At 39.4% G+C, this 23,753-nt stretch carries 26 protein-coding genes, 1 tRNA gene and 1 pseudogene; 19 read left to right on the top strand and 9 right to left on the bottom strand.

The window, feature by feature from the left end:
* The first annotated feature begins 148 nt into the window (after positions 1-148).
* The 6 genes from nrdD (at position 149) to O3798_RS05525 (ending at position 5,009) form a co-directional block, all read left to right on the top strand.
* Complete coding sequence (nrdD, locus tag O3798_RS05550; protein WP_371463861.1) at positions 149-2,347, top strand: anaerobic ribonucleoside-triphosphate reductase; 2,199 nt, start codon at positions 149-151, stop codon at positions 2,345-2,347.
* The gene (gene nrdG, locus O3798_RS05545; protein WP_371463860.1) at positions 2,340-2,903 is read left to right on the top strand and encodes an anaerobic ribonucleoside-triphosphate reductase activating protein; all 564 of its coding nucleotides are present in this window, start codon (positions 2,340-2,342) and stop codon (positions 2,901-2,903) included. The genes nrdD and nrdG overlap by 8 nt, the downstream gene beginning before the upstream one ends.
* A gap of 75 nt (positions 2,904-2,978) precedes the next feature.
* A complete protein-coding gene (gene acpS, locus O3798_RS05540; RefSeq protein WP_048711929.1) occupies positions 2,979-3,341 on the top strand; it encodes a holo-ACP synthase in 363 nt (120 codons plus the stop codon).
* A gap of 14 nt (positions 3,342-3,355) precedes the next feature.
* Complete coding sequence (gene alr, locus O3798_RS05535; RefSeq protein WP_371463880.1) at positions 3,356-4,474, top strand: alanine racemase; 1,119 nt, start codon at positions 3,356-3,358, stop codon at positions 4,472-4,474.
* Entirely contained in the window at positions 4,467-4,817 is a 351-nt protein-coding gene (locus O3798_RS05530; RefSeq protein WP_371463859.1) for a type II toxin-antitoxin system PemK/MazF family toxin, read from the top strand. Before alr ends, O3798_RS05530 begins: the two co-directional genes overlap by 8 nt.
* 119 nt (positions 4,818-4,936) lie before the next feature.
* Positions 4,937-5,009 (top strand) — tRNA-Lys (locus O3798_RS05525).
* Between the two features lie 73 nt (positions 5,010-5,082).
* Here O3798_RS05525 and O3798_RS05520 read toward each other — a convergent pair.
* Positions 5,083-5,238: pseudogene (locus tag O3798_RS05520) on the bottom strand (site-specific integrase); the annotation flags it as partial.
* 157 nt (positions 5,239-5,395) lie between these two features.
* Between O3798_RS05520 and O3798_RS05515 the strand changes: the two are divergent.
* Positions 5,396-6,238 (top strand): aldo/keto reductase, encoded by an 843-nt coding sequence (locus tag O3798_RS05515; protein ID WP_048714076.1) that lies wholly within the window; start codon positions 5,396-5,398, stop codon positions 6,236-6,238.
* Positions 6,239-6,498: 260 nt separating this feature from the next.
* Positions 6,499-6,762: a SemiSWEET family transporter gene (locus tag O3798_RS05510; RefSeq protein WP_048714079.1), complete on the top strand. Its 264-nt coding sequence runs from the start codon at positions 6,499-6,501 to the stop codon at positions 6,760-6,762.
* Positions 6,763-7,046: 284 nt separating this feature from the next.
* Here the strand turns inward: O3798_RS05510 and O3798_RS05505 are convergent, their stop codons facing one another.
* Both O3798_RS05505 and O3798_RS05500 read right to left on the bottom strand, forming a co-directional pair.
* The gene (locus O3798_RS05505; protein ID WP_048712804.1) at positions 7,047-7,454 is read right to left on the bottom strand and encodes a GNAT family N-acetyltransferase; all 408 of its coding nucleotides are present in this window, start codon (positions 7,452-7,454) and stop codon (positions 7,047-7,049) included.
* Between the two features lie 42 nt (positions 7,455-7,496).
* Positions 7,497-8,273 (bottom strand): hypothetical protein, encoded by a 777-nt coding sequence (locus tag O3798_RS05500; RefSeq protein WP_371463858.1) that lies wholly within the window; start codon positions 8,271-8,273, stop codon positions 7,497-7,499.
* A 153-nt stretch (positions 8,274-8,426) separates the two neighbouring features.
* Between O3798_RS05500 and O3798_RS05495 the strand changes: the two genes are divergently transcribed.
* Positions 8,427-8,795: a PBECR2 nuclease fold domain-containing protein gene (locus O3798_RS05495; protein WP_371463857.1), complete on the top strand. Its 369-nt coding sequence runs from the start codon at positions 8,427-8,429 to the stop codon at positions 8,793-8,795.
* Between the two features lie 161 nt (positions 8,796-8,956).
* On the opposite strand, the gene O3798_RS05490 is transcribed toward O3798_RS05495, so the two are convergent.
* Genes O3798_RS05490 through cbiM form a run of 3 tightly spaced genes read right to left on the bottom strand, consistent with a single transcriptional unit; the run spans position 8,957 to position 11,456 of the window.
* On the bottom strand, positions 8,957-9,682 hold the full coding sequence (locus O3798_RS05490; RefSeq protein ID WP_371463856.1) for an energy-coupling factor ABC transporter ATP-binding protein: 726 nt from the start codon (positions 9,680-9,682) through the stop codon (positions 8,957-8,959).
* Between the two features lie 12 nt (positions 9,683-9,694).
* Positions 9,695-10,483, bottom strand: coding sequence for an energy-coupling factor transporter transmembrane component T (locus tag O3798_RS05485; protein WP_371463855.1), 789 nt, complete (start codon positions 10,481-10,483; stop codon positions 9,695-9,697).
* The gene (gene cbiM, locus O3798_RS05480; RefSeq protein WP_371463854.1) at positions 10,476-11,456 is read right to left on the bottom strand and encodes a cobalt transporter CbiM; all 981 of its coding nucleotides are present in this window, start codon (positions 11,454-11,456) and stop codon (positions 10,476-10,478) included. The genes O3798_RS05485 and cbiM overlap by 8 nt, the downstream gene beginning before the upstream one ends.
* A 175-nt stretch (positions 11,457-11,631) precedes the next feature.
* On the opposite strand from cbiM, the gene O3798_RS05475 reads away from it, so the two are divergent.
* From O3798_RS05475 to O3798_RS05465, 3 genes are all read left to right on the top strand, one after another.
* Entirely contained in the window at positions 11,632-11,904 is a 273-nt protein-coding gene (locus tag O3798_RS05475; protein ID WP_285252639.1) for a GNAT family N-acetyltransferase, read from the top strand.
* A 251-nt stretch (positions 11,905-12,155) separates the two neighbouring features.
* Positions 12,156-12,776, top strand: coding sequence for a class I SAM-dependent methyltransferase (locus O3798_RS05470; protein WP_371463853.1), 621 nt, complete (start codon positions 12,156-12,158; stop codon positions 12,774-12,776).
* Positions 12,777-12,779: 3 nt separating this feature from the next.
* Complete coding sequence (locus tag O3798_RS05465; RefSeq protein WP_371463852.1) at positions 12,780-13,538, top strand: class A sortase; 759 nt, start codon at positions 12,780-12,782, stop codon at positions 13,536-13,538.
* Between the two features lie 42 nt (positions 13,539-13,580).
* Here the strand turns inward: O3798_RS05465 and O3798_RS05460 are convergent, their stop codons facing one another.
* Positions 13,581-14,465 (bottom strand): cation diffusion facilitator family transporter, encoded by an 885-nt coding sequence (locus O3798_RS05460; protein ID WP_371463851.1) that lies wholly within the window; start codon positions 14,463-14,465, stop codon positions 13,581-13,583.
* Between the two features lie 601 nt (positions 14,466-15,066).
* Here O3798_RS05460 and O3798_RS05455 point away from each other — a divergent pair.
* Both O3798_RS05455 and O3798_RS05450 read left to right on the top strand, forming a co-directional pair.
* The gene (locus tag O3798_RS05455) at positions 15,067-15,513 is read left to right on the top strand and encodes a flavodoxin (protein WP_371463850.1); all 447 of its coding nucleotides are present in this window, start codon (positions 15,067-15,069) and stop codon (positions 15,511-15,513) included.
* 61 nt (positions 15,514-15,574) lie between these two features.
* Positions 15,575-15,805, top strand: a complete 231-nt coding sequence (locus tag O3798_RS05450; protein ID WP_371463849.1) for a hypothetical protein — start codon at positions 15,575-15,577, stop codon at positions 15,803-15,805.
* Positions 15,806-15,882: 77 nt separating this feature from the next.
* Here the strand turns inward: O3798_RS05450 and O3798_RS05445 are convergent, their stop codons facing one another.
* Positions 15,883-17,388 carry a flavocytochrome c gene (locus O3798_RS05445; RefSeq protein WP_371463847.1) on the bottom strand — a complete coding sequence of 502 codons (1,506 nt, stop codon included), beginning with the start codon at positions 17,386-17,388 and terminating at the stop codon, positions 15,883-15,885.
* 500 nt (positions 17,389-17,888) lie between these two features.
* Here O3798_RS05445 and trpX point away from each other — a divergent pair, with 500 nt between their 5' ends.
* The 5 genes from trpX to O3798_RS05420 all read left to right on the top strand — a co-directional run bounded on the left by trpX (position 17,889) and on the right by O3798_RS05420 (position 22,665).
* Complete coding sequence (gene trpX, locus O3798_RS05440) at positions 17,889-18,923, top strand: tryptophan ABC transporter substrate-binding protein (RefSeq protein WP_371463845.1); 1,035 nt, start codon at positions 17,889-17,891, stop codon at positions 18,921-18,923.
* 106 nt (positions 18,924-19,029) lie between these two features.
* Positions 19,030-19,926 (top strand): ABC transporter permease, encoded by an 897-nt coding sequence (locus O3798_RS05435; RefSeq protein WP_005606919.1) that lies wholly within the window; start codon positions 19,030-19,032, stop codon positions 19,924-19,926.
* Complete coding sequence (locus O3798_RS05430; protein ID WP_371463841.1) at positions 19,927-20,709, top strand: ABC transporter ATP-binding protein; 783 nt, start codon at positions 19,927-19,929, stop codon at positions 20,707-20,709.
* 96 nt (positions 20,710-20,805) lie between these two features.
* A complete protein-coding gene (locus tag O3798_RS05425) occupies positions 20,806-22,353 on the top strand; it encodes a ClC family H(+)/Cl(-) exchange transporter (RefSeq protein ID WP_371463839.1) in 1,548 nt (515 codons plus the stop codon).
* 48 nt (positions 22,354-22,401) lie between these two features.
* Positions 22,402-22,665 (top strand): hypothetical protein, encoded by a 264-nt coding sequence (locus O3798_RS05420; protein ID WP_371463837.1) that lies wholly within the window; start codon positions 22,402-22,404, stop codon positions 22,663-22,665.
* Positions 22,666-22,715: 50 nt separating this feature from the next.
* On the opposite strand, the gene O3798_RS05415 is transcribed toward O3798_RS05420, so the two are convergent.
* On the bottom strand, positions 22,716-23,753 hold a 1,038-nt coding region (locus O3798_RS05415), incomplete at its 5' end, for an ISL3 family transposase (protein ID WP_371463835.1).

Here is a 23,753-nt window from a genome sequence, read left to right as displayed (position 1 = left end):
TGACAGATTTGTTAGAGAGTTTTTTGTAGTCCGTAACACTATATGTTGTAAATTATAACGATTCTAAAACACAATATATTGTGTTTTAGGGGTTGATTTTTATTTTTTGAGTGCTACAATAAGGACTAGAGTTTAAGGAGGAATCGTGATGAGTGTAGAGACATTAACAGCATTATCGGTCACGAAGAGGGATGGCCGACAAGTCGAATTTCAAAAGGAAAAAATTCAACGTGCGATTGAAAAAGCAGAAATCGGATTGAATGGTGAATTAAGCGATGAGCGGATGGAAGTGCTTGGTAGCATCGTAGAGGATGTCCTCGCGGAGATTTCAAGACGCTTTAACGATACGATTGAGATTTATGAAATTCAAAATATCATTGAACATTTACTGATTGAAGACGGAGAATCAGAGCTTGCACAAGAGTATATCTCATACCGTGTTGACCGTGATTTGCGCCGTAAGAATCAGTTGGATTTCCAATGGGCGCTCTCACGATTAACGAATAAAGAGGCAAGCGTCGTCAACGAGAACGCGAATAAAGATAGTAAAGTATTTAATACACAACGCGACTTAACGGCTGGAACGGTCGGGAAGATTATTGGCTTAAAGATGCTTCCGCCGCACGTGGCCAATGCGCATTTGAAGGGCGACATTCATTATCACGACTTGGATTATCATCCATATATGCCGCTCACGAACTGTTGCTTAATTGACTTCGAGCACATGCTAGGGCTCGGTTTTAAAATCGGAAATGCGGAAGTGGAGTCTCCTAAATCGATTCAAACCGCAACCGCACAGATGGCGCAAATTATTGCGAATGTGGCAAGCAGTCAGTATGGTGGTTGTTCTGCCAACCGTGTGGATGAGTTACTGGCACCTTATGCAGCCTTGAATTACGAAAAGCATTTAGCAGATGCAAAAGTCTGGATTGAAGGTGCAGAACGTCAAGAAGCGTATGCGATGAAGAAAACGGAAAAAGATATTTATGATGCGATGCAATCGTTAGAATATGAAATCAACACGTTATATACATCGCAAGGACAAACGCCATTTACAACACTTGGATTCGGACTCGGAACAAATCATTTTGAACGTTGTATTCAAAAGGCTATCTTGCAAGTGCGTATGGAAGGGATTGGCAAAGAAAAACGAACTGCCATTTTTCCAAAACTTGTTTTCACATTGAAACGTGGCGTGAACTTGGAAGCCAACGACCCAAACTATGACGTGAAACAATTAGCGTTGGAATGTGCGACAAAACGCATGTATCCAGACGTATTAAGCTATGACCAAATCGTTCGTTTGACGGGAAGCTTTAAGGTGCCGATGGGATGCCGTTCGTTCTTACAAGGATGGAAGGACGAAAACGGCCAAGAAGTGAACGATGGGCGAATGAACTTAGGAGTTGTGACTCTTAATATTCCTCGGATTGCGCTTGAAGCAGACGGATCTCTTCAAAAGTTTTGGGAGATTTTTGAGGAAAAACTCGCGATTTGTAAAGATGCACTCGTCTACCGTGTGGAACGTTGTAAGGAAGCCACTCGCGACAATGCGCCAGTGTTGTATCATTACGGCGCATTTGGCCAACGTTTGAAGGATGGCGAAGAAGTCGACGTTCTATTTAGAAACAAACGTGCGACGGTTTCTCTGGGCTATATTGGCCTCTATGAAGCCGCAACCGCCTTCTTTGGGCCAGCCTGGGAAAATAATCCGGAAGCCAAGGCCTTTACCTTAGAAATCGTGAAGGCGTTGAAGGCTCATACGGATTCATGGGGCGACGAGTACGGCTATCATTTCAGCGTCTATGCGACTCCAAGTGAAAGTTTGACCGACCGATTCTGCAAGCTCGATATCGAAAAATTTGGTCTAGTGCCAGATATTACCGAGAAGGAATACTACACGAATAGTTTCCATTATGATGTGCGTAAAAATCCAACGCCATTTGAAAAGATTGACTTCGAAAAAGATTATCCAGTGTATTCTTCAGGTGGCTTCATTCATTACTGCGAATATCCAGTGCTTCGTCAAAATCCAAAGGCGCTGGAAGCTGTGTGGGATTTTGCCTATGACAAAGTTGGATACCTTGGAACGAATACGCCAATCGACCATTGCTATAAGTGCGGTTTTGATGGCGAATTTACACCAACGGCTAAAGGGTTCGAATGTCCACAGTGTAAGAACCATGATCCGCAAACGTGTGATGTGGTGAAACGAACTTGTGGCTACCTTGGAAATCCGCAGGCCCGTCCGATGGTGCACGGTCGTCACGTGGAAATTTCTTCGCGTGTGAAACATATGCCAAAACTCAAGGAACGCTATGCGCTTGGGGTGACGGAGGATGAATAACCCGAAGCCAAAAGAATGGACCAGCCAGCAGTATTCCCAAGGGAAGATTGCAAGCTATAAACCGTATAATTTTGTCGATGGGGAAGGGGTACGCTGCTCGCTGTATGTGAGCGGCTGCCTTTTTGCCTGTGAAGGGTGTTATAACGTCATCGCGCAAAATTTCAATTACGGTATTCCGTATACGAAGGAACTCGAAGCACAAATCGTTGAAGATGTGGGTACTTCGTATTGCCAGGGCTTAACGCTGCTTGGAGGAGAGCCTTTTTTAAATACGGGTGTCTGCCTTTCTCTAGTAAAGGCTCTACGAGAAGCATATGGGCACACTAAAGATGTGTGGTCGTGGACTGGATATACATGGGAAGAATTGATGCAAGAAACAGAGGATAAGCTTGAATTGCTCAGCCTGATTGATATTTTAGTCGATGGACGATTTGAACTCGCCAAGAAAGATTTGACCTTGCAGTTTCGAGGCTCTAGCAACCAGCGCATTATCGATGTGCAGGCGTCTCTTGAATCTGGGGAAGTCGTTTTATGGAAAGGTCTCTGGGAATCATAAGAAACGATAAAATTTCTGACAAATGGTCATTATTTTGATAAAATGAAGGAATGAAATACGTTAAAGGAGACGACAATGGCGATTACAGGACTTGGAATGGATGCAGTGGAACTTTCACGCATTGAAAAAATCGTGGCAGAACCGAAAACTTTTTTACAAAAAGTACTGACTCCAGCAGAACTAGAGAAATATAACAGTCTTCCAACGAAGCGAAAAGTGGAGTTTCTCGCAGGACGTTTTGCGGCCAAGGAAGCCTACGCAAAAGCATTGGGAACAGGAATTGGACAACACGTATCTTTCCAAGATATCGAAGTCTTAAATGATGCGTCTGGAAAACCAGTCCTTGTGTGCAAACGGTATGACCACAAAACATGGGTCACCATTACGCATACAAACCATGATGCATATGCCGTCGTCGTATTAGAATCCAACGAATAAAAAGGAATGAACCAATAATGTTAGAAGCAATCCATCGTAATACACGAGTTGTAGTGGATTTATCGATTGTAAAACAAAATATTAAAAAGCAACTAGCGAAGTTGAGCCCTTCTCAAGAGCTCTATGCAGTGGTGAAAGCCAACGCATACGGACATGGGATGATTCCAGTGGCAAAAGCAGCCGTAGAAGCTGGCGCTACAGGTTTCTGTGTGGCGAATGTGGACGAAGGACTAGGCTTACGTCAGGCTGGATTCACACAACCGATTTTAATTCTAGGACTTAGCCGCGTTGAAGATGCCGCACTCCTAGCTGAAAATAAAATCACTGCGAGTGTCGACTCAGTAGAGTGGCTAAAAGAGGCAGCACAGTATTTAAACGATACACCGTTAAAAGTCCATATTGCCGTGGACTCTGGGATGGGACGTATCGGTGTCGTGAACGAGGAAGAATTAGCAGCGGTTGAAGCCGTGCTAAAATCCGGCCCGTTTGAATTCGAAGGCATTTTCACGCATTTTGCGACCGCCGATGAAGCCGACACGACACAGCTAACCAAACAAATCGAGAAGTTCCATCGCCTGGTCGATAAATTAAGCGTCAAACCAGCACATGTGCATTACTCAAACTCAGCCTATGCGATTTGGCATGATGCAGGAGATAGCGCCATTGTTCGATATGGAATCGGCATTTACGGGATTAATCCTTCCAATGGAGACTTAGCACTGAAAGACGAAGCTGCCTTAACACCGGCACTTCGCTGGGAAACAGAAATGGTGAAAGTGAAGAAGCTGGAAGCAGGAGACACGGTGAGCTACGGTGCGACATACACTGCAGACGAACCGCAATGGGTAGCGACACTTCCAGTTGGCTATGCGGATGGATTTATCCGTGCTTACAATAAAGGGGAAGTCTTAGTGGATGGCGTGCGTTGTCCAATCGTTGGACGCATTTGCATGGATCAGTGCATGATTCGCTTGCCGCATGAATTTCCAGTAGGCACAACGGTGACGCTCCTTGGGAAAGATGGAGACGAAGAAATTACCGCGATTGAATTAGCGAAGCGTTCAGCAACGATTGCTTACGAAGTGCTTTGCATCATCTCAGATCGCGTGAAACGGGTGTATATCAATGAGTGATAAGATTGTAAGAGGCGATGTGTATCTTGCGGACTTATCGCCGGTTGTTGGAAGTGAGCAAGGAGGAAAACGTCCTGTCCTTATCGTGCAAAATGATGTAGGAAATCACTTTAGTACAACGGTCATTGTAGCGGCGATTACTGCCAAACATACAAAGGCCAATATTCCAACGCATATTGAAATCAAAAAAGACCAATTCGGGTTCGAACGTGACTCTGTCGTCTTACTCGAGCAATTACGGACGATTGATAAAGTCCGTATTCTTGAAAAGATTACGACCGTCGATAATGACTTTATGAAAATTATTGATGCAGGACTCAAAGTGAGTCTGGGGTTAGAATAAAAATAGTCCTCTAAAAATTTAGAGGACATTTTTTGTTTTTAACGGAGAATTTCTCGAGAAAATTCCCTTGATTTACCATGGGGATGGTAGTATACTGGTTAAGTACCTTAAGTACAAATGCCTCCTTAGCTCAGTTGGTAGAGCAGTAGACTCTTAATCTATGGGTCACAGGTTCGAGCCCTGTAGGGGGCATATATTATACGCAAAAAGCCTTGGTTTTCCAAGGCTTTTTTGCTTGTCTATAACTAATTTGCCCCACAGTTTTTTATGAGCAATCTTTCCAGACATCTCTAATTTGATTAAATTCTTCAAAAATTTTCTCTTCTAAGATGTGTCCATACACTTCTACTAGTATTGAAATATCTCTATGACCTAAAATCTTTGCAATAACTCCAAGGTCAAATTCTTTGTGCCATTTGAAGCCAATAGGATGTAAAGTCTTAAAGAAATGCTGTTATCTTTAAGAAGAAGCAGAAAAAGAAGTAAGGAACTTTTCATAATAATGGCCGTAGCAAATCTTTGCATTTTTGCCTTATCTTTTTTAACATAGTACTATTAAAAAAGAAGAGGTGAAAATCATGGAAACATATACACTTGCAAATGGGGTTGCTATTCCTAAAATTGGTTTTGGAACTTGGCAAATTGCTGAAGGTGAAGAGGCCTATAACAGCGTTAGCTTCGCACTTAAGGCGGGTTACACACATATTGATACCGCACAAATTTACGGTAACGAGGTTTCTGTAGGTAAGGCGATTGCTGATAGTAATGTGGCACGTGAGGATATTTTCCTAACTACCAAACTTTGGAATGATAAACATGATTACGAGTTGGCTAAGACTTCAATCGATGAGTCTCTTGAAAGACTCGGTGTGGATTATTTGGATCTTTTGCTTATCCATTGGCCTAATCCAAAGGCGCTTCGTGAGAATGATGCTTGGAAGGCTGGCAATGCGGGTGCATGGAAGGCGATGGAAGAAGCTTACAAAGAAGGTAAGGTACGTGCTATCGGTGTGTCTAACTTTATGCAACATCACCTAGAAGCTCTTATGGAAACAGCTGAAATTGTTCCACATGTCAATCAAATCCTCTTGGCTCCAGGTTGTGACCAAGAAGACTTAGTTGCCTATTGCCAAGAGCGCGATATCCTTCTTGAAGCCTATAGTCCACTAGGTACAGGTGGCATTTTTGGAAATGAAGATGTTGCAGCAGTGGCTGAACGTAACTGTAAATCTGTGGCACAAGTTGCTCTTCGTTGGAGCCTTCAAAAAGGTTTCTTGCCACTACCTAAGTCTGTGACACCTAAAAATATAAAAGCTAACTTGGATATCTTCGACTTCGACTTATCAGAGGAAGATATGGCAGTCTTGGATAAGATTCAAGGCATCAAAACTCAGGATAATCCTGACACAGTTAATTTTTAGTAGGATTTTAAGCAACTCGTCAGGGTTGCTTTTTAGCATGTGGTTTAAAGACCATCGTAAGAATGCTTACTGGCGGGCTCATGGTCTACTTCCTCTTTGTATTTACACAAAGTTATTGACACTATCCTCTGCAAAAATATAAACATTTTATTCTATTTTGTACAGATAATAATAACAAATGACCATATTCCTTGCCTGTTAACAATCATTTTGATACTCTACAACCGGAGGTAAATATGACAAAATAATTGGAGGTGAATATTATAAAACAAAAAATTAATCGAATTGTAGGTTCCATTGGTGCCTTTATTGGAATTGTAGTATTTATTGCCTACATTCCTCAAATTATCGCCAATTTACAAGGAAATAAAGCTCAACCATTTCAACCTTTAGTAGCTGCTGTATCTTGCTTAATCTGGGTTATTTATGGATGGACAAAAGAACCTAAAAAGGATTGGGTACTAATCATTCCAAATTCAGCTGGTGTTATTTTAGGTGGAATCACTTTTTTGACTTCACTTTAACAAATCTAATAGTATGTATAAAAAGCTGAGATGAGTTTGGTACTGCACTCATAAAATGAGACACAAGAAAACACTCCTGTTGAATTCTGGTGGCTCTTTGTCAAATAGTGTTGATGAAGAATTTTAGGAAGGGATTAAGTAACTAATTGTTGCTTAATTCCTTTTTGTTTTGGGTTTAGGCGCTTTTAATATAATGGATGTTGGCCTTTTTGTATACACTAAAATAGGGTTGGTGGAAAATTTCCATCAACCCTAAAAATTATAGAACCAAATAAAGTTTATTCTCACATTTGTTTTTCTCTAATCATACCCACTCGATTTTCGTCAATATAGCAAAAATGATGCTTACGATAGAGCTTATCTGCAGGAACTTTAGCTAGTAAAGTGATAAAACTACTCTCATGTGTGTTTTCATCAAACCACTGATCAATCATTTCCATTATTTTATTTGCGATACCGCGTCTTTGGAACTTTTTATCTACCATAATATCGGATACGACAAAAGTGACACCGCCATCGCCAACAATTCTTCCTAGACCAATGAGTTCATCATCTTCATAAACAGAAACTAAGAAAAGAGTTCCTTCAAGTGCCTTTTTCACTTCAGAATGAGGTTTAGTGCTATTCATTCCAGCGTTTACTCTTAATTGATTATAGGCTTCAACGCTGGGAATTTTATGAGTAAATTCCATAAAATGATTCCTCCAATAACTTTTTATTCTTTATTTGTGCAATCACAACTCTTCATAATCGGGATGGTCTTTGATATAGATTGCGGCGTAAATGGCATCTACTAAAACGGCTGGGAAAGCGAAGGCCATTAAAGCGCCAAAGAAAAAGCCGAAAATCATTTGTATGTAGTCTGTAATCACGGCAATGACCAATAGAATAAAGCCCAGGACTTTAGCAATATTGAAAAGAAGTTCTTTTTTCTTACTATTCACCTCATACGTTTTCCATCGATTGATCTTCCAAATTTTTCCTTGATTTTGAGGAAGGTAATACCATGAGTAAATGACGGTCATTACTACAAATAGAAGCACTATTGGTATGACATAAAATAGCGTCAACTTGGACTCGTAGAGCTTTAGCGCGCTGAAGGGTGTTTTATCATCGGTAACCATCAGTAGGAAGATAAAGGTAAAGGTGAGTGTGACGGTCCAAACCACAAAGGCCACTAGAATATAAGTTAGAGACTTAAAGCGATTGATTAAAGGCGTAAACAGTCCAAAGAGAAGGCTAACGATATTAATAATTGTCGCACTCAAGAATAGGACATTAATAATCCCAATAGGATCATCGTGCCCAGCAACAAAATATAAAAACGCAGTAAATGGAAGCATAAGCCAAGGGAAGAATTTAATGTAACCTAGGCTCACCTCATTCGTGATTAATGGACCATGGTATCGGTCGACAGCTTGATTCATTCTCCGTTTTTTTGATTTCTTTTGTTTTCCAGAACCAGGGTCTGGCTCTGGAGATTCTTTCTTTTTCAGTAAAAACTTTAGCATTCTTTTTCCTTTCAATAGCTTGGATAAATGTATTTCTACTATACCACAAAGTTGGGGATGCAGACAGATTTTGGCTACTTCTAAACGTCTGAAATTTGATTTTATAACGTAATTAAAAAAGAAGGATATGAATTGGTTTTTAGGAGAAATAGAATGAAGCAAGTTGGAAGAATCAAGAGTGAATATTTTCAAATTCTTGAATTAGACGATTCTATAGATATTGTCAAGGTTAATATAGAAAATTTGAGGAAGCATTTAGAAAAAAGAAACCATGATAATATGATTAAATATCTTTCTAGAATTAGTGAGCTACTAGAAAATCCAGATTATATTGGTATAAATCCTAGGGAGAGAGGAAGAAGTATTGAATACGTAATTCAATTGGAAGAGAATGTTTTAATCGGTATTAAATTAGACTATAAGAATGAATACTTTTATATAGCTACAATGCATGAAATATCGGAGTTAAAATTAAATCAAAGAATAAAAAATGGAAGATTAAAATCATTGACAACCTCATAATGAAAGCTATAATAATATTGAAGAATGTTCATTGAGGGCAGAAAGGTTCCTGCCGCACCTCAAAGAGAGGTACCTGAGATGACGAGGTTACTGAACGTCCAATGAATATTAGTAAAGGCAACTCAATAAGAGTTGCCTTGTTTTTTTTGTTTATTTACTATTTAACCTAGATGAAAATTTTCTCGGAATTCGGGATTGCCTTCCCAGTCTTCTTTAGTGAAGTCACCAGTTAAAGTATGTTCTTCTGAAAATACGAGAACACGTTGGATAACCTCTTGTATTTGTTCGTAATGGTGAGAGGAAATAATCATCGTTTTTCCTGCTGCTTTTAACTCTTGTAGTAATTCCGAGATGAGGCGTTGGTATTTCGGTGAGAGGCCGTTAAATGGCTCGTCAAACAACAATACGCTTGGATTCATCGTGAGCACACTAGCAATCGCCACGAGTTTCTTTTCCCCGCCAGAAAGGTGATAGGGAATGCGGTCCTTCAAGTGCTCGATTTCTAGAAGCGCTAGCGTATCATTCACTCGTTTTTCGATTTTTTCTTCGGGTAATCCGAGTTGGCGTGGACCGAAGGCAAGCTCTTCAGCAACGGTCGTATTGAAGAGTTGAATATCGCTGTTTTGGAAAATCAAACCGACTTGTTGGTATAAGTGGCCGGCATTACTTGGGTCTTTTAAGAAATCTGCATCCACCGTCCAATCGTTAAATTGATATTGTCCAGAAGAGAGCGGAAGTAGTCCAACTAAGATTTTAAAGAGCGTGGATTTCCCGGCTCCATTTGGTCCCATCAAAGCCACTGTTTCGCCTTTATCAATATGAAGGTTGATGTCGTGGATTCCAATGTCTTCGCTATAGTGATAATTTCCATCGTGAATTGTAATCATAAGCGTTCCTTTCTAGCGTAGCATGGTTGTTGCGGCAACCAGCACGATTAATTCGAGTAATAATAACACGTCCTCTTTCTTCCAGCAAAAAGGGGATTTTTGTTTGACGTCCATTCCGTAGCCTCGAAGCGTCATAGCCTCGTAGACTTCTTTAGTGTGGTTTTTCGATGATAAATACAAGAGTCCAAGAATCGATCCAAATAACCCGAGATTTACCTTTTGGCCAATGGTTCGCAACTGCACGCATTCGATTTGTTGCTGCAGGTGTTTTCCGAGAATATACGTGTATTTCATCGCGAGTTCAATGGTTTGAATCATCGTTTTTGGGAAATGCAACTGGCGAAGCGCCTCAACAAGTTGAACGCTTGTCGTTGTGGCTAAAAAGAGCGACAAGTTTAAGACAAGAATTCCTGTACGACCAAGGAAGATGCCACTATTCTGAAAGCCTCTTAGAAGAATACTTGGCAAGAGGACAATCGCTGTAAAAATGAGTACCCGCGTGAGAACCTTCCACAGACGTAGGAGCGCTTCTCCTGGAAGAAAGGCGATATGCGCTAATAGGAAAATCGCCAAAATCCATAGTTGGATGGTGGAGTGGCTGAGAGTGATCAGAATCGCTAAGCACACAAAGTAAACGAGCCGCATCCAAGACGAAGATTTCGCCTTAAATGCGGGTGTCGTTTGTTTCATTTTGCCGAGTAGACGGCGCAATGAGTTGATATTCATTTGTAAATATTGATGGCTTTTCGAAGAGGCAGCGAGTGCTTCTTCTCTTTGTAGCCAGTCAGGTAGTTTACGCATGAGATACTTTTGCTCCATTCATTGTTCGAATCATTTTTCCTAAAATATAGAAGATTAATAGTGCAGTGATGGCTGATAAAATATAACCCACTGCGATGTTTGTTCCTGGAATCGTGTAATCACTGAAGAGGGCTTCAAATGAAAATCCATTTTCGATTCCTGCTGGGACATTATTCATCATTTCAGCAAGTTCGTCAGCTGACCATTCTCCAAAGGCTGTTCCTTCTGCTAATAATCCTAGTGGGCTTAATACGACTAAGGCGATTAAGACATAGCGGATTTTCTTTACGAAAGAAGTCGTATTCACAGAAGTTGGTGTGTATAGTTCTTGTGGTGCTACTTGTTTTACGAAACGATAAATGACATAAGTGAAGAATACTTCAACAGCACCGGCAATGGTTAAGTGAGTCACCATCATGGCAGGAATCGTAACCGCTAATCCATAAGGGTTATAGAGGGGTTCGCCTCCTTGAGTGGCAATGATTGGTTGGATTCCAAGTTCAATGGCTGTTAGGAAAGCAGCCACATTAATTCCTACGTAAGAACCAACGAGAACTCCGGCTGTTTCGTGGTTTTGTTTACGGAAGAAATTATAAACGGCGTATCCAACAAATGGCATTGCAATCGCCATGTTGAAGATATTTGCGCCAAGAGCAAGAATTCCTCCATCTCCAAATAGAAGTGCCTGTAAGAGGAGGGCGACGGTCAGTGCCAGACTCGCGGCATATGGTCCAATTAAGATTGAAAGTAACACGCCACCGACAGCGTGAGCCGTTGTACCACCAGGAATTGGCACATTAAACATCATTAATAAGAAAGAAAGAGAAGCCGCAATCCCAAGCATTGGTGCTAATTCTTTATTTTCCTTTAATTGTGCTTTGACTTTCGTAATCGATAGCCCAACAACAGGCGCTGCCGCAACTGCTAACACGGCGCAAGATGCTGGGCTTAAGTAATTATCTGGTATATGCATAACAAATTCTCCGTTCATATTTTTTTAAGCTGTTAACAGAATATCACAACCAAAAAAATGAGGTCGTTGCAAAATAAGTTTAACAAATGTTACTATTCGTTGCTAAGTCACTTTCTTAGAATTCCCGTAGAGAGAGTCGTATACTATAGGTAGAATTGTAAAGGAGGATTTGCAAATGGAATTTATTAAAGAAGAAAAAGCGTTTAGACATTATAATGCAGCTGGAGAAATGGATGCAGAAATTACGTATATCCCAAAAGGAGAAGGTGTGATTGATGCAAACCATACATTTGTGGATCCAAGCCTACGCGGACAAGGGGTTGCACGTCAATTAGTGGATAAATTAGCAGACTTTGCAAGAGATGAAAACTTAAAGATTCATGCAACGTGTCCTTATATCGTTTCTTTATTCGAAAAAAGTACTGAATACGACGATGTGAAAATATAAAAAAAGTATTAATTCACATAAATATTTTTTTAAATTCACAACTTTTTCATAAATGACCAATATAATTTAACCATACCCAATAAAACACCTAAGGTTTACTTCTCCCAAGTAAAAAAATGAACTCCCAACATTTTTTTATTAGTAAACCCTCCTAACCTTTTCCCGCTGTTCCCAAACAGCGGGTTTTTTTGTTTTGGAAAAAGGGCTATTTATGATAGTATGTACAAAGACCAATAGAAAAGGAGACGCTCATGAATCAAAATCACTATTATACAAATCAACCGAATAGTAAGAGCCAAGAGAAACATTTTAGTTATGTTTTAAAGGGATTCACATTCCAATTTGCTAGTGATAATGGAGTGTTCTCGAAAAACACGATTGACTTTGGAAGCCAATTGCTGATTGAATCGTATGAGGTGCCAACCCATCTTGCAAAAGGAAAACTCCTAGATGTTGGATGCGGTTATGGTCCAATGGGATTGTCCTATGCAAAGGCAAATCCCCAGATGTCTGTGGAGATGGTCGATGTCAATGAACGTGCCATGGACTTAGCAAAAAGGAATGCCAAAATGAATGGAATTCAGAATGTGACGATTTACGAAAGCAATACGTATGACAATGTCCATGCGATGGATTATTCAGTGATTATTAGTAATCCGCCGATTCGTGCCGGGAAAGAAGTCGTGCATCGCATTTTAGCAGAGGCTTACGACCACTTAGTAGAAGAAGGGCAACTCGTCATCGTGATTCAGAAAAAACAAGGGGCTCCGAGTGCGCAAAAGAAAATGCAAGAGGTTTTTGGGAATGTCGAACGTATTGCACTCGATAAAGGGTATTGGATCCTTGTGAGTACAAAAGAAAAAGGGGAATAGAAAATGGAAAAGATTGAAGAAAGAAGAAATCAAAAAACACCAAAGAAGCCAAAGAAGAAATTTAACTGGCGTATTTTCCTAGCAACGATTTTATTTATTATTGCAGGGGTCTTATTTGCGGCAGGTCCGATTCGTACGTTCTTGCTTTCTCGCTTGCAAAGTCAACAAATTGAAGCTGCTTCAAACATTACTTTAGCTGAAGTAAAAGCCAACGAGGCGGAGGAAGCAGAGTTTGATTTTTCGAAGGTTGAAGCGATTGATTTAGATAAAGTATTAAAAGCGAATTTCGACAAAGGAAAATTCTTAACACTTGGACAAATTGCGATTCCGAGCGTGAAGTTAAACTTACCAATTTATAAAGGATTGGCCAACGAAGTGTTATTATCAGGTGCTGGAACGATGAAACCTACTCAAAAGATGGGTGAAGGAAACTACGCTCTTGCCAGCCATAATTACTTTGGCGACATGACACTTTTATTCTCACCACTTGTAAACCTTAAAGTTGGAGAGAAAATTTATACGACTGATTTAGAGTATGTTTATGAGTATGAAACTACTTCTGTCGAATTGATTGAACCTACTCGAGTAGAAGTCATTAACGACCAACCAGGTGTGACAGAGATTACGTTAATTACTTGTGATGACTATAATGCGTCAAACCGTTATTGCATCAAAGGAAAATTTGTTTCGAAGACTCCAGTTGGAGAAGTGAGCGATACTGTGAAGCAAGCCTTCAACTTAAACTTTAATACAATTAAATAACCAAAAATCCCAATCACTACAAACAGTGATTGGGATTTTTAGTTAGAATTGATAAGGTTCTACGTGGATATCGATAAAGGAAATAGCAAACTCATCATAGAGTTCTTTTTCTATAAATTCAGTAATTTGGTGACTCTTATAGACGGATAGGTCTTTATCCATACAAACGGTTAAATCGATATAGACATTTGATCCGTATCGACGCGCTTTAATTTCACAAATATCTTTCACTTCAGGATGTCGTAAGATAACGGGGATATAATTATCCAATTCGGTCTGGTCGAATCCATCTGTCAGTTGAAATGCACTTTCGATAAACACTTCAAAGGCTGTGCGAACAATTAAAAGACCGACTACGAAGGCCATGATATTATCGAGCCAATGTAGCCCGAGGGAAGCGAATAATACCGCTAAGGCCGTCAAGAAACTCGTCATCGCATCGCTTAAGTTGTCTTTGGCGGTTGCTTTAAGACCAAGAGACTGAATACGTGCGGCTAGGTTCTTATTGTAGAAATAGACGCCAATCATTACAACCCCTGAGAAGAATCCAACGATGGAAGAAATGAGTGAAGGAGCCTCTGTTACTGGGTTAAGAAATGCTTGGAAGGCATTTCTGACGACTTCAATCCCGATAAAGAACATAATAAATGAAGTCGCAAGGCTGGCAATCGTTTCGAATTTCCAGTGACCGTATGGGTGATTTTCATCGCTTGGCTTTTGTGATAAGCGTAATCCCATGAATACTAGGATGGATGAAATTACGTCTGTAAAGTTATTCCAACCATCGGCAAAGAGTGCTTCCGAATTAAAGGTCTTTCCGACAATGAGTTTTGTAGTAGATAAAAATATGTAGGTGCAGATACTTAAGATGGCGCCGCGCTCAGCTTGCTTAAGGCGCTCGGTTGCAGATAATGGCAAAGGTGTCATCTCCTAAAAATTAATTCGTTTATTATAGTAAAACTTTTATAAATGGGGTGCAATTGATAAAGTATGCCTAAAACTCGGTGGATAGTGCTGGAAATCAATTCTGTAGGATCCTTACGGATCATTTTTATCATTACCATAATAGGATACCGATTCGAGTCTTCGTCTCTCATCTTTCAAGCCTCAAAGTGGGAGTAGGAAGCAAGCTTCAACTCCCACTAGTTCGCATTGAATATTTTTCCCTATTATGGTGATGATAAAATCCGTAAGGTCCAAGAATTGATTTACTACGTATTCGCCTTCGTGAAATGGAGCGGTGCAGAGAGTTAATGAGTGATCCTCATTAATTTTTTAATTTTTACGGATGATAAAATTCGCAAGGTCCAAGAATTGATTTACTACGTATTCACCTTTGTGAAATGGAATAGTGCAAGGAGTTAATGAGTGCTCCTCACTTTTTATATAGTTTATATCTTTGAGAGAATAGGCGCAGGGAGAAAGTGGAGTTTGCTGTAGACTCTCCTATATTTTTAATCAGAAACAATAGACGGCGTTTGGTGGATTTGTTATAATCTTCTTATTGAATGAGAAAGAGAGTGGTATTATGGCAACAGCATTGATCGTATATGCTAGTTTAACAGGAAATACAGAAGAGATTGCAGATATTTTAGCAGAAGCATTAGAAGAGCGTGGCGTGGAAGTGGACATGAAAGAATGTACTTCAGCGCAAGCAAGCGAATTCCATAATTATGATATTAATGTTGTCGCAACTTATACTTACGGAACAGATGGCGACTTACCTGATGAAATCGTTGACTTCTATGAAGAGTTAGAAGAAGAAGATTTAACAGGAAAAGTATACGGAGCGCTTGGCTCAGGGGATACTTTCTACGATAAGTTCTGCCAATCAGTATTAGATTTTGATGCGCAATTTGCAAAAACAGGTGCCAAAAAAGGTGCTGAAAATGTCTTAGTAGACTTGAACGCTGAAGCAGATGATATCGTCAATATCCAAGCTTTCGCGCAAAGCCTCGTTGAAGCTTTAGCATAATTGAAAATGTTGGCTGCCTTAGACCATTCGTTTAGGGTAGCTTTTTTATTGGAGGGAAAGGATGTATTATACCGTACAACAAACTGCAGAAAATCTGGAAATCGACTTAGGATATCTCATGCATTTAATCCAAACGAAACAAGTGAAGACGGTGGAAGTGGATGGCGAGTTACTGTTAAACAGCGCGCAGTTCGACTTCTTCTTAAAACAACGGGAACATCTTTTGGAAGAATATCAAAAGTACTTGGACGAACCGATTCCGGAAGATATTGATATTAAGGATGAGGACTAGGGCCCGTTAAAATAAACCAAAAAGAAAACTCTGAAGCCGAGACTTCAGAGTTTTCTTTTTGGTTTATTGGAAATTAATTAGTTTTCTTTTGCGTAAGCAGCAGATTGCGCACCTGCTTGACGTCCAAAGATGATGATGTCGGCAACAGCGTTACCACCGATACGGTTTGCACCGTGGATTCCACCTGTAACCTCACCAGCTGCGTATAAGCCTTTGATTACAGAACCATCTTCTTTAAGAACTTGTGTGTTTGTGTTGATCTTCAAACCGCCCATTGTGTGGTGGATACCAGGTGCGATTTTAATAGCATAGTATGGTCCTTTTGATAAGTCATGATCCATTGCTGTTTTACGACCAAATTCAGCATCGTTCTTATCCGCAACAGCTTTGTTCCATGTTTCTAGTGTTGCTTTTAAAGTGTCTGCTGGAACATCAATTTCTTTTGCAAGAGCTTCAATTGTGTCAGCTTTCTTCACTAATCCACGTTTTTCATAGAATTTAACAGCTTTTGCACGTTCAGTTAAAGCTGAATCGAAGATTAAGTAAGCATATTTTTCTTTTAATCCAATGATTTGTTGTGATACTTTATCACGAGTTTCCATTTCGTTGTAGAAACGTTTACCTTCTTGGTTCACAAGGATAGCACCTTCACCACGAACTGATTCAGAAATCAATGTTGAAGTTGATTGTTCTACAGTTGGGTGAATTTGAATTTCTTTCATGTCTACAGTAGCAGCGCCTAATTCTTTTGCTAATTGAATACCGTCACCAGTTGAACCTTTTTGGTTTGTTGTAACGAATCCGTTTAAAGCAGGGTTGTATTCAGTTACCATTTCCATGTTGGCACCGAAACCACCAGTTGTTAAAACAACAGCTTTAGCAGAAATTGTTTTTTCTTTGCCGTCGATTGTAACGTTAACACCAGTAACTTTACCGTCTTTTTCGTTTACTTTAGTTACGTCTGCATTTACGAATAAAGGAATTTCACGTTCAGATACATTACGTAATAAGCCGTTCACTAAATATTCCCCTACAGCTGAACCATCTGCTGGACGGTGAGTACGTTTTTCGCTCATACCACCAGTAGTTGTTAAGTTGCTAAGTGTGATCCCCATTGAATCTAACCAGTCAATCGCACTTGCTGAGTGGTCTACTAAGTAACGTAATAATTCAGGATTATTTGTACCTTTACCACCTTTTAGTGATTCTTCGTAGAATTTATCGTTAGAGTCTTTAATTCCTTCTTTTTCTTGGAATTTAGTTTGAGATGCGTTCATACCAGCTGAAGATTTAGTTGTATTTCCTCCGGCAGTTGGCATTTTCTCTAAGATAACAGGGTTCATACCAGCTTCTTTAGCTTGGATGGCAGCTGATAGACCAGCACCCCCAGAACCTACGATGATAACATCATAGCTATCTTTTAATGTTGAAGGATCTGCATATTTTTGAGCAGATGCACTTGCTACAGCTTCAGCAGTTGTTGTTTCTTGAGCTGTAGTTGACGTTTTAGAACTATTATTTCCGCAAGCAGCTAATAATAGAACTGATGAAATAGCTAAACTAGCTAAAAGACCTTTTTTCATTTTCGCTCTCCTTTGTGAAAAAATATTTTATTAATTTCCTTTGATATCATAGCATAGTTTCATAGTGAGTACAATTAATATCAGGAGATTGTTCGCGAAAGCACAGCATTTTTGTGAAAATGAAAATACACACTGAAAAAACAATTTTTTTTTGAAAAAAGTAGTTGACATTGAAGACAAATGAGTTCATAATGAACACATCACTAGAAAAGGAGTTAAGAACATGGCACACTTAAGTATCGTATTAGAATTAAATACGCGTTGGCAAAGCCACTAGATACAGGTTGTTCTTAACGTACTTTTGTACATATAGATACAACCTTCATTGACGTGAACTTGTATCTATGTGGATTTCAATTATAAAGCAAACTCGACCACGTAGATCTATAGACTAGAGCTGACGTGGTCTTTCTATTTGTATGAGAGACTCGTAGTAACATACGTAGTCTCTTTTTTAATTGAGTTTGCGAACAACTATTTAATTTTTGGAGGAATTCATCATGAAAAAGAACAAAAGCATTTATTTATTCGGAGCATTATTAGTATTAGTAGTCATTGGAGCATTATTCTTCAATCAATCAGGAGATAAAAATAAAGAAAGAAACGCAACTAACACAGCGTCTACGCAAACAGAAACTGTTAAAGTAGGGGTATTACAATTACTTAGCCACCCAGCCTTAGATGCGATTTATAAAGGGTTACAAGACGAATTGAAGAACGAAGGATATGAAGTTGGTAAAAACTTAGAAATCGATCTTCAAAACGCGCAAGGTGACCAAAGTAACTTAGCAAGCATGTCTGAAAAATTAGTTTCAGGTGGAAACAACATTTTAGTAGGGATTACAACTCCTGCCACATTAGCGTTAGCGAACAATACAAAAGAAACACCAATTATCATGGGTGGGATTACTTATCCAGTTGAAGCTGGTTTAATCGCAAGTGAATCAAAACCAGGAAACAACATCACAGGTGTTAGTGACCGTACACCAATCAAACAACAATTAGAAATTATGAAACAAGTTCTTCCGAACATGAAGAAAGTCGGTATCCTTTACACTTCAAGCGAAGATAACTCTGTAAAACAAGCCGAAGAAGCTGAAAAATACGCAAAAGAATTAGGTTTAGAAGTTAAAGTATCGACGATTGCAAACACAAACGACATTCAACAAGTAACTGAAAGCTTAGCAAGCCAAGTAGATGCCATCTTCGTTCCAATCGATAACACAATTGCAAGTGCAATGGCAACAGTAACTCAAGTAACAGATGCAGTTAAAGTGCCAGTATTCCCTTCAGCTGATACAATGGTTGCTGACGGTGGAGTATTAGGTGTAGGTGTTGACCAATACCAAATCGGTGTAGAAACAGCTAAAGTAGTTGTAAAAGTATTAAAAGGTGCAAACCCAGCCGATACACCAATCACATTAGCAAACAAAGGTGTTGTTTATGTCAACGAAGAAAAAGCGAAAAAATTAGGCATTACAATTCCAGAAAGTATCTTAAAAGATGCACAAAAAGTAACACCAACAAATAAATAAGATAGTTTAGAAACGTTGATATGATAACAACTCTAAGAGGGGATGATTCATACACAATATGACTTAAACGTCATATTGATCGTTTCAGAGGAGGATTTTTTTCGAAATGGATTTAGTAATTTCTTCGATTTCTCAAGGGATACTATGGGGCGTATTATCTCTCGGGTTATTCATTAGTTTTCGAATTTTAAATATTGCAGATATGACGACCGAGGGGAGCTTTCCTCTTGGGGCTGCGACTTGTGTGATTTTGATTCAACAAGGGGTGAACCCATTTTTAGCAACGCTTGTGGCGATGATTGCAGGAGCGCTTGCTGGTGGAGTCACAGCGTTCCTTATGACCGTTTGTAAAATTCCAAGTTTATTAGCAGGGATTTTAACAATGACGTCTCTTTTATCCATCAACTTACGTGTGATGGGGAAAGCGAATATTACACTTCTTGGACAAGATACGATTTTTAGTGTCTTTTCAAAACTAGGCTTACCAAAGTATTTTGACATTATCATTATGGGTCTTGTCGTGATTGGGATTTTAATTTTCCTCATGTATTGCTTCTTCAAAACAGAATTTGGACAAGCACTGATTGCGACAGGGGACAACGAAAAGATGGCACGCGCGCTTGGAATTAACACGCGTAAGATGACGGTATTTGGCTTGATGCTCTCAAACGCACTCATCGCCCTAGCCGGGGCAATTCTAGCGCAAAACAATGGATACGCAGACGTAAACTCAGGTCTTGGAACGATTGTAATTGCTCTAGCTGCGATTATTATCGGTGAAGTGATTTTCGCTGACGAATCATTCGTTGGACGTCTTGTCTGCATCCTTTACGGATCTATTATTTACCGTTTACTATTAATGCTTGTGTTGTTACTCAATGTCTTCCAAGCAAACGACTTCAAACTCATCTCAGCAGCACTAATTGCATTCTGTTTAACAGTGCCACAAATAAAGAGCTGGATTCAGCAAAAAAGCACACGTCATAGAAAGGGGGAAAACTAAATGAGTATTGAAATTCAACACTTATCAAAAACATTTTTCCCTGGAACTTCACATGAGCATAAGGCACTAAAAAACGTCAGCTTATCGATTCAAGAAGGTGACTTCATTACGATTGTCGGCGGAAATGGTGCTGGGAAATCAACTTTCCTAAACGCGATTGCCGGTAACTTTGCTTTAGACGAAGGAACAATCTCGTTTGGTGGCCATCAAATCGAACAGACTGCAGACTTTGAACGTGCGGCCTACATTAGCCGTGTTTTCCAAGACCCAATGCAAGGAACGGCTCCTCGTATGACAGTGGCTGAAAACTTAGCTTTGGCAAATCGTCGTGGTCAAAAACGTAGCCTGTTTAAAACGTCGTCAAAAGAAGAGTTGCAACAATTCGAGGCCTTACTAGCCCCCCTAGGACTTGGCTTAGAAGACCGTCTTCATACAGAAATCGGACTATTATCAGGAGGACAACGTCAAGCCATTTCACTCCTCATGGCAACGATGAACGCTCCTCAGCTATTACTTTTAGACGAACATACAGCAGCGCTTGACCCGAAAACACAGCGCAAGATTATGCAGAAAACACAAGAAACCATCGAAGAAAAGAACTTAACCGCGCTTATGATTACACACAATCTATCTGACGCGATTCATTTTGGAAACCGACTTATTGTCATGCATCGTGGTGAAATCGTCCGCGATTTTGCAAAAGAGGAAAAAGCAGCATTAACAGAGGAAGAATTATTCCGATTAATGAATGCCCTTGACGAAGCAGACTTACAAGGTGAATAAAATAATGGAAGAAGTGAAAGAATTTTCATTTCTTCCTTTTTTTATGGACAGACTTTGTTATAATGAAAGAGAATAAATCGTAAAGGATGAGTGCAAGTGGAATTTTGGAGTCAGTTGAACCCTAGAAGATATCGCAAATCAGGGTATATTGCTATTGGCGCTTTGATTGGTGTCCTGGCGGGAAGTGCGGTTAGTTTATTTAGATATATGATTGGTTTTATTTTAGAACAAGTAGTGACCGTCTATTCGTTTTTAAGAGAACAACCGCAATGGATTCCGGCATGGATTCTCTTTAGCCTTGTAATGGGGGTTATTTTAGGACAAATTGTGAAAAGCGACCCCGATATTAAAGGGAGTGGGATTCCGCAAGTAGAATTGCAACTTCAAGGGAAAATGGATATGAATTGGTGGTCTGTCTGCTGGAAGAAATTCGTCGGTGGAGCGATTTCTATTGGTTCAGGGCTATTGCTTGGACGAGAAGGCCCATCCATCCAGTTGGGAGCTTCGGTAGGTCAAGGGGTGGCAGAAACATTTAAGGCCAATCGCGTTCAGAAAAATGTGTTTATTTCCAGTGGAGCAGGTGCCGGACTAGCGGCGGCGTTTAATGCACCGATTGCAGGACTCATGTTCGTCTTAGAAGAAGTTCATCATACATTTAGTCCGCTTGTTGCGGTGACGACTCTAACAGCAGCGATTGTGGCTAACTTTATTTCATTAAATGTATTTGGAGTCCATCCATCATTAAACCTTGGGAATGACCAACGCTTCCCGATGGAATATTATGGGTACGTTGTTTTACTCGGTATCGTCCTTGCGATTTTCGGGTTAGCGTATCATCGTCTCACTTTAGCCTTGCCAAAGATTTACAAGACGCTTTTCCCAAAAGTGGCACCATATAATTACTGTATCATTGCCTTTATGCTCATTATTCCTCTTGGCATGTGGAATCCGCATGTGTTAGGTGGTGGTGGCGAGTTAGTATTAACACTCGTTAAGGAAAATCACACTGTTCAATTTTTAGTGGGACTTTTCGTCATTCGTTTTGTTTATTCGATGATTTCATACGGAACAGGACTACCTGGCGGAATCTTCTTGCCGATTCTTTCTCTAGGTGCGCTTCTTGGATTAGCCTATGCAGAATTCTTAATTGATTTCTTAGGAGTGGACCCAAGCGTACGCGTGAGCTTCGTGTTCTTCGCGATGGCAGGATACTTTGCAGCGATTGGGAAAGCCCCTCTAACAGCCTTACTACTTGTAACGGAAATGGTCGGTGGATTGAACCAATTAATGCCGCTTGGAATTTGTACATTAGTGGCTTATATCGTGGCTGACTTCTTGAAGATGGATCCAATCTATGAAGTATTAGCAGAACGTTTAGATAAAGAACATTCAACGGATACAAAAGGAGAGCGAACAACTTTCGAAGTGCCTGTGATGGTGGATAGTCCACTAGTTGAAAAAGCGATTCGAGATATTCAGTGGCCGCAAGAAATGATCATTGCGACCATTCGACGTGGCGCCAAAGAGATTATTGCTCGTGGGGATACGGTTATCCGTAGTGGCGACATTCTAATTGTGGTCTGTGATGAAGGAATAGTCGGCAAGATGACAGAAGAGATGACGCATCTTGTGACAGCTCCCTAGAGTTATTTTGCAATAAATGGTATACTGTGAAAATAAGAGGTGATACAGATGAGCGAACAAGGAAATGAATTACAAAGAAGTTTTAATCGATATTTAAGAAGAAATCAAGCGTGGGTGTTTATCATCCTTACTGGTATCATTCTATTTGTGTCCGTATTCGTTTATCGTAGTTTCTCGAAATCGACGAAGACACCACTAGAAAATTACAAAGATCAGATTACACAAATGCAAGAACAAATCGATGCGCAAGAAACACGCATCCAACAATTGGAAGAGCAAATCAAAAAATTGCAAGAAGAATCAAATAACTAAAAAAGAAGGCTCTTTGTCAAATAGTGTTGATGAAGAATTTTAGGAAGGGATTAAGCAACTAATTGTTGCTTAATTCCTTTTTGTTTTGGGCCAAACATTTTTGTTATTAAAATAATCCTGTTCCTAAAATGGTAATAGTTTCTAAAGCCATAAGCATTCCTTTTGAGTACTTTTATTTTATTGTTTATTCCTTCGATAGGGCCATTTGTTCTAGTTGGATGCTCACAAGTATTTTGAATATATGGCAAGTAAGTAATTAGAGTCTTTAATACCCTTTTTAAACCAGGAGATAGGTTTAATTGTGTAGCTGCTTCAATCGTTCCCTTGAATTCTATATAATCTCTGTCCTGAATACATTCACGAAGTGAATGTACAACCTCATAATCATTTTTAAGAGATGGATTATTTTCTAAGATATAATCTACGATTCCTTTGCTTGTTATGAAGCTTTCAAAAAGTTTATAACGATTATATTTATAGTTCTGAAGTTCATTAGGATTCTTTAAAATTAACTTCCAATAATGTTTTAACTTTCGATATAATTTAGGGTCTTTATAGCGATGCTTATTCATGACACGTACCCGAGTTCGATTTAATTCTCTATTTAATGCTTGTACGATGTGAAAAGGATCAATGATAATTTTAGCGTTAGGAAACATTTCTTTTATTAATTGAATGTACGGTAAGTACATGTCGATTGAGATAGTTTTTACTTTTAATCTAGTCTTAAGCTCAAAACGATGAAAATACTTTTTCAAACTGTAAGATTTTCTATCTCTTACAACATCGACCAGTTTGTGTGTAGTACTATCACAAATAATAAAGCTCATATTACTATCGGAAGATTTGACGGATTTAAATTCATCAAAGCACAAATGCTCAGGTAAATCATGTAATGGTTTAATAGTTAATAATCGTGCTGTATCATCTATGATACGTCTTACAGTATGAACTGAAACATTTGTTTCTTTAGCGATATATGTTTCAGATACTGTTTCACTTATTTTTGATTTGATTTCGTTTTTTAATCGTTTAGAGATATGACAGTGTTTTTCTACGATTCTACTAGTGTCTGCGGTAAATGAAGA

The sequence above is a fragment of the Granulicatella sp. 20925_1_45 genome, assembly GCF_041433555.1.
In the GTDB taxonomy this organism is placed as follows: domain Bacteria; phylum Bacillota; class Bacilli; order Lactobacillales; family Aerococcaceae; genus Granulicatella.
Note: the sequence above shows the minus strand (reverse complement) of the source record. Positions and strands in the feature narration are given on the sequence as shown.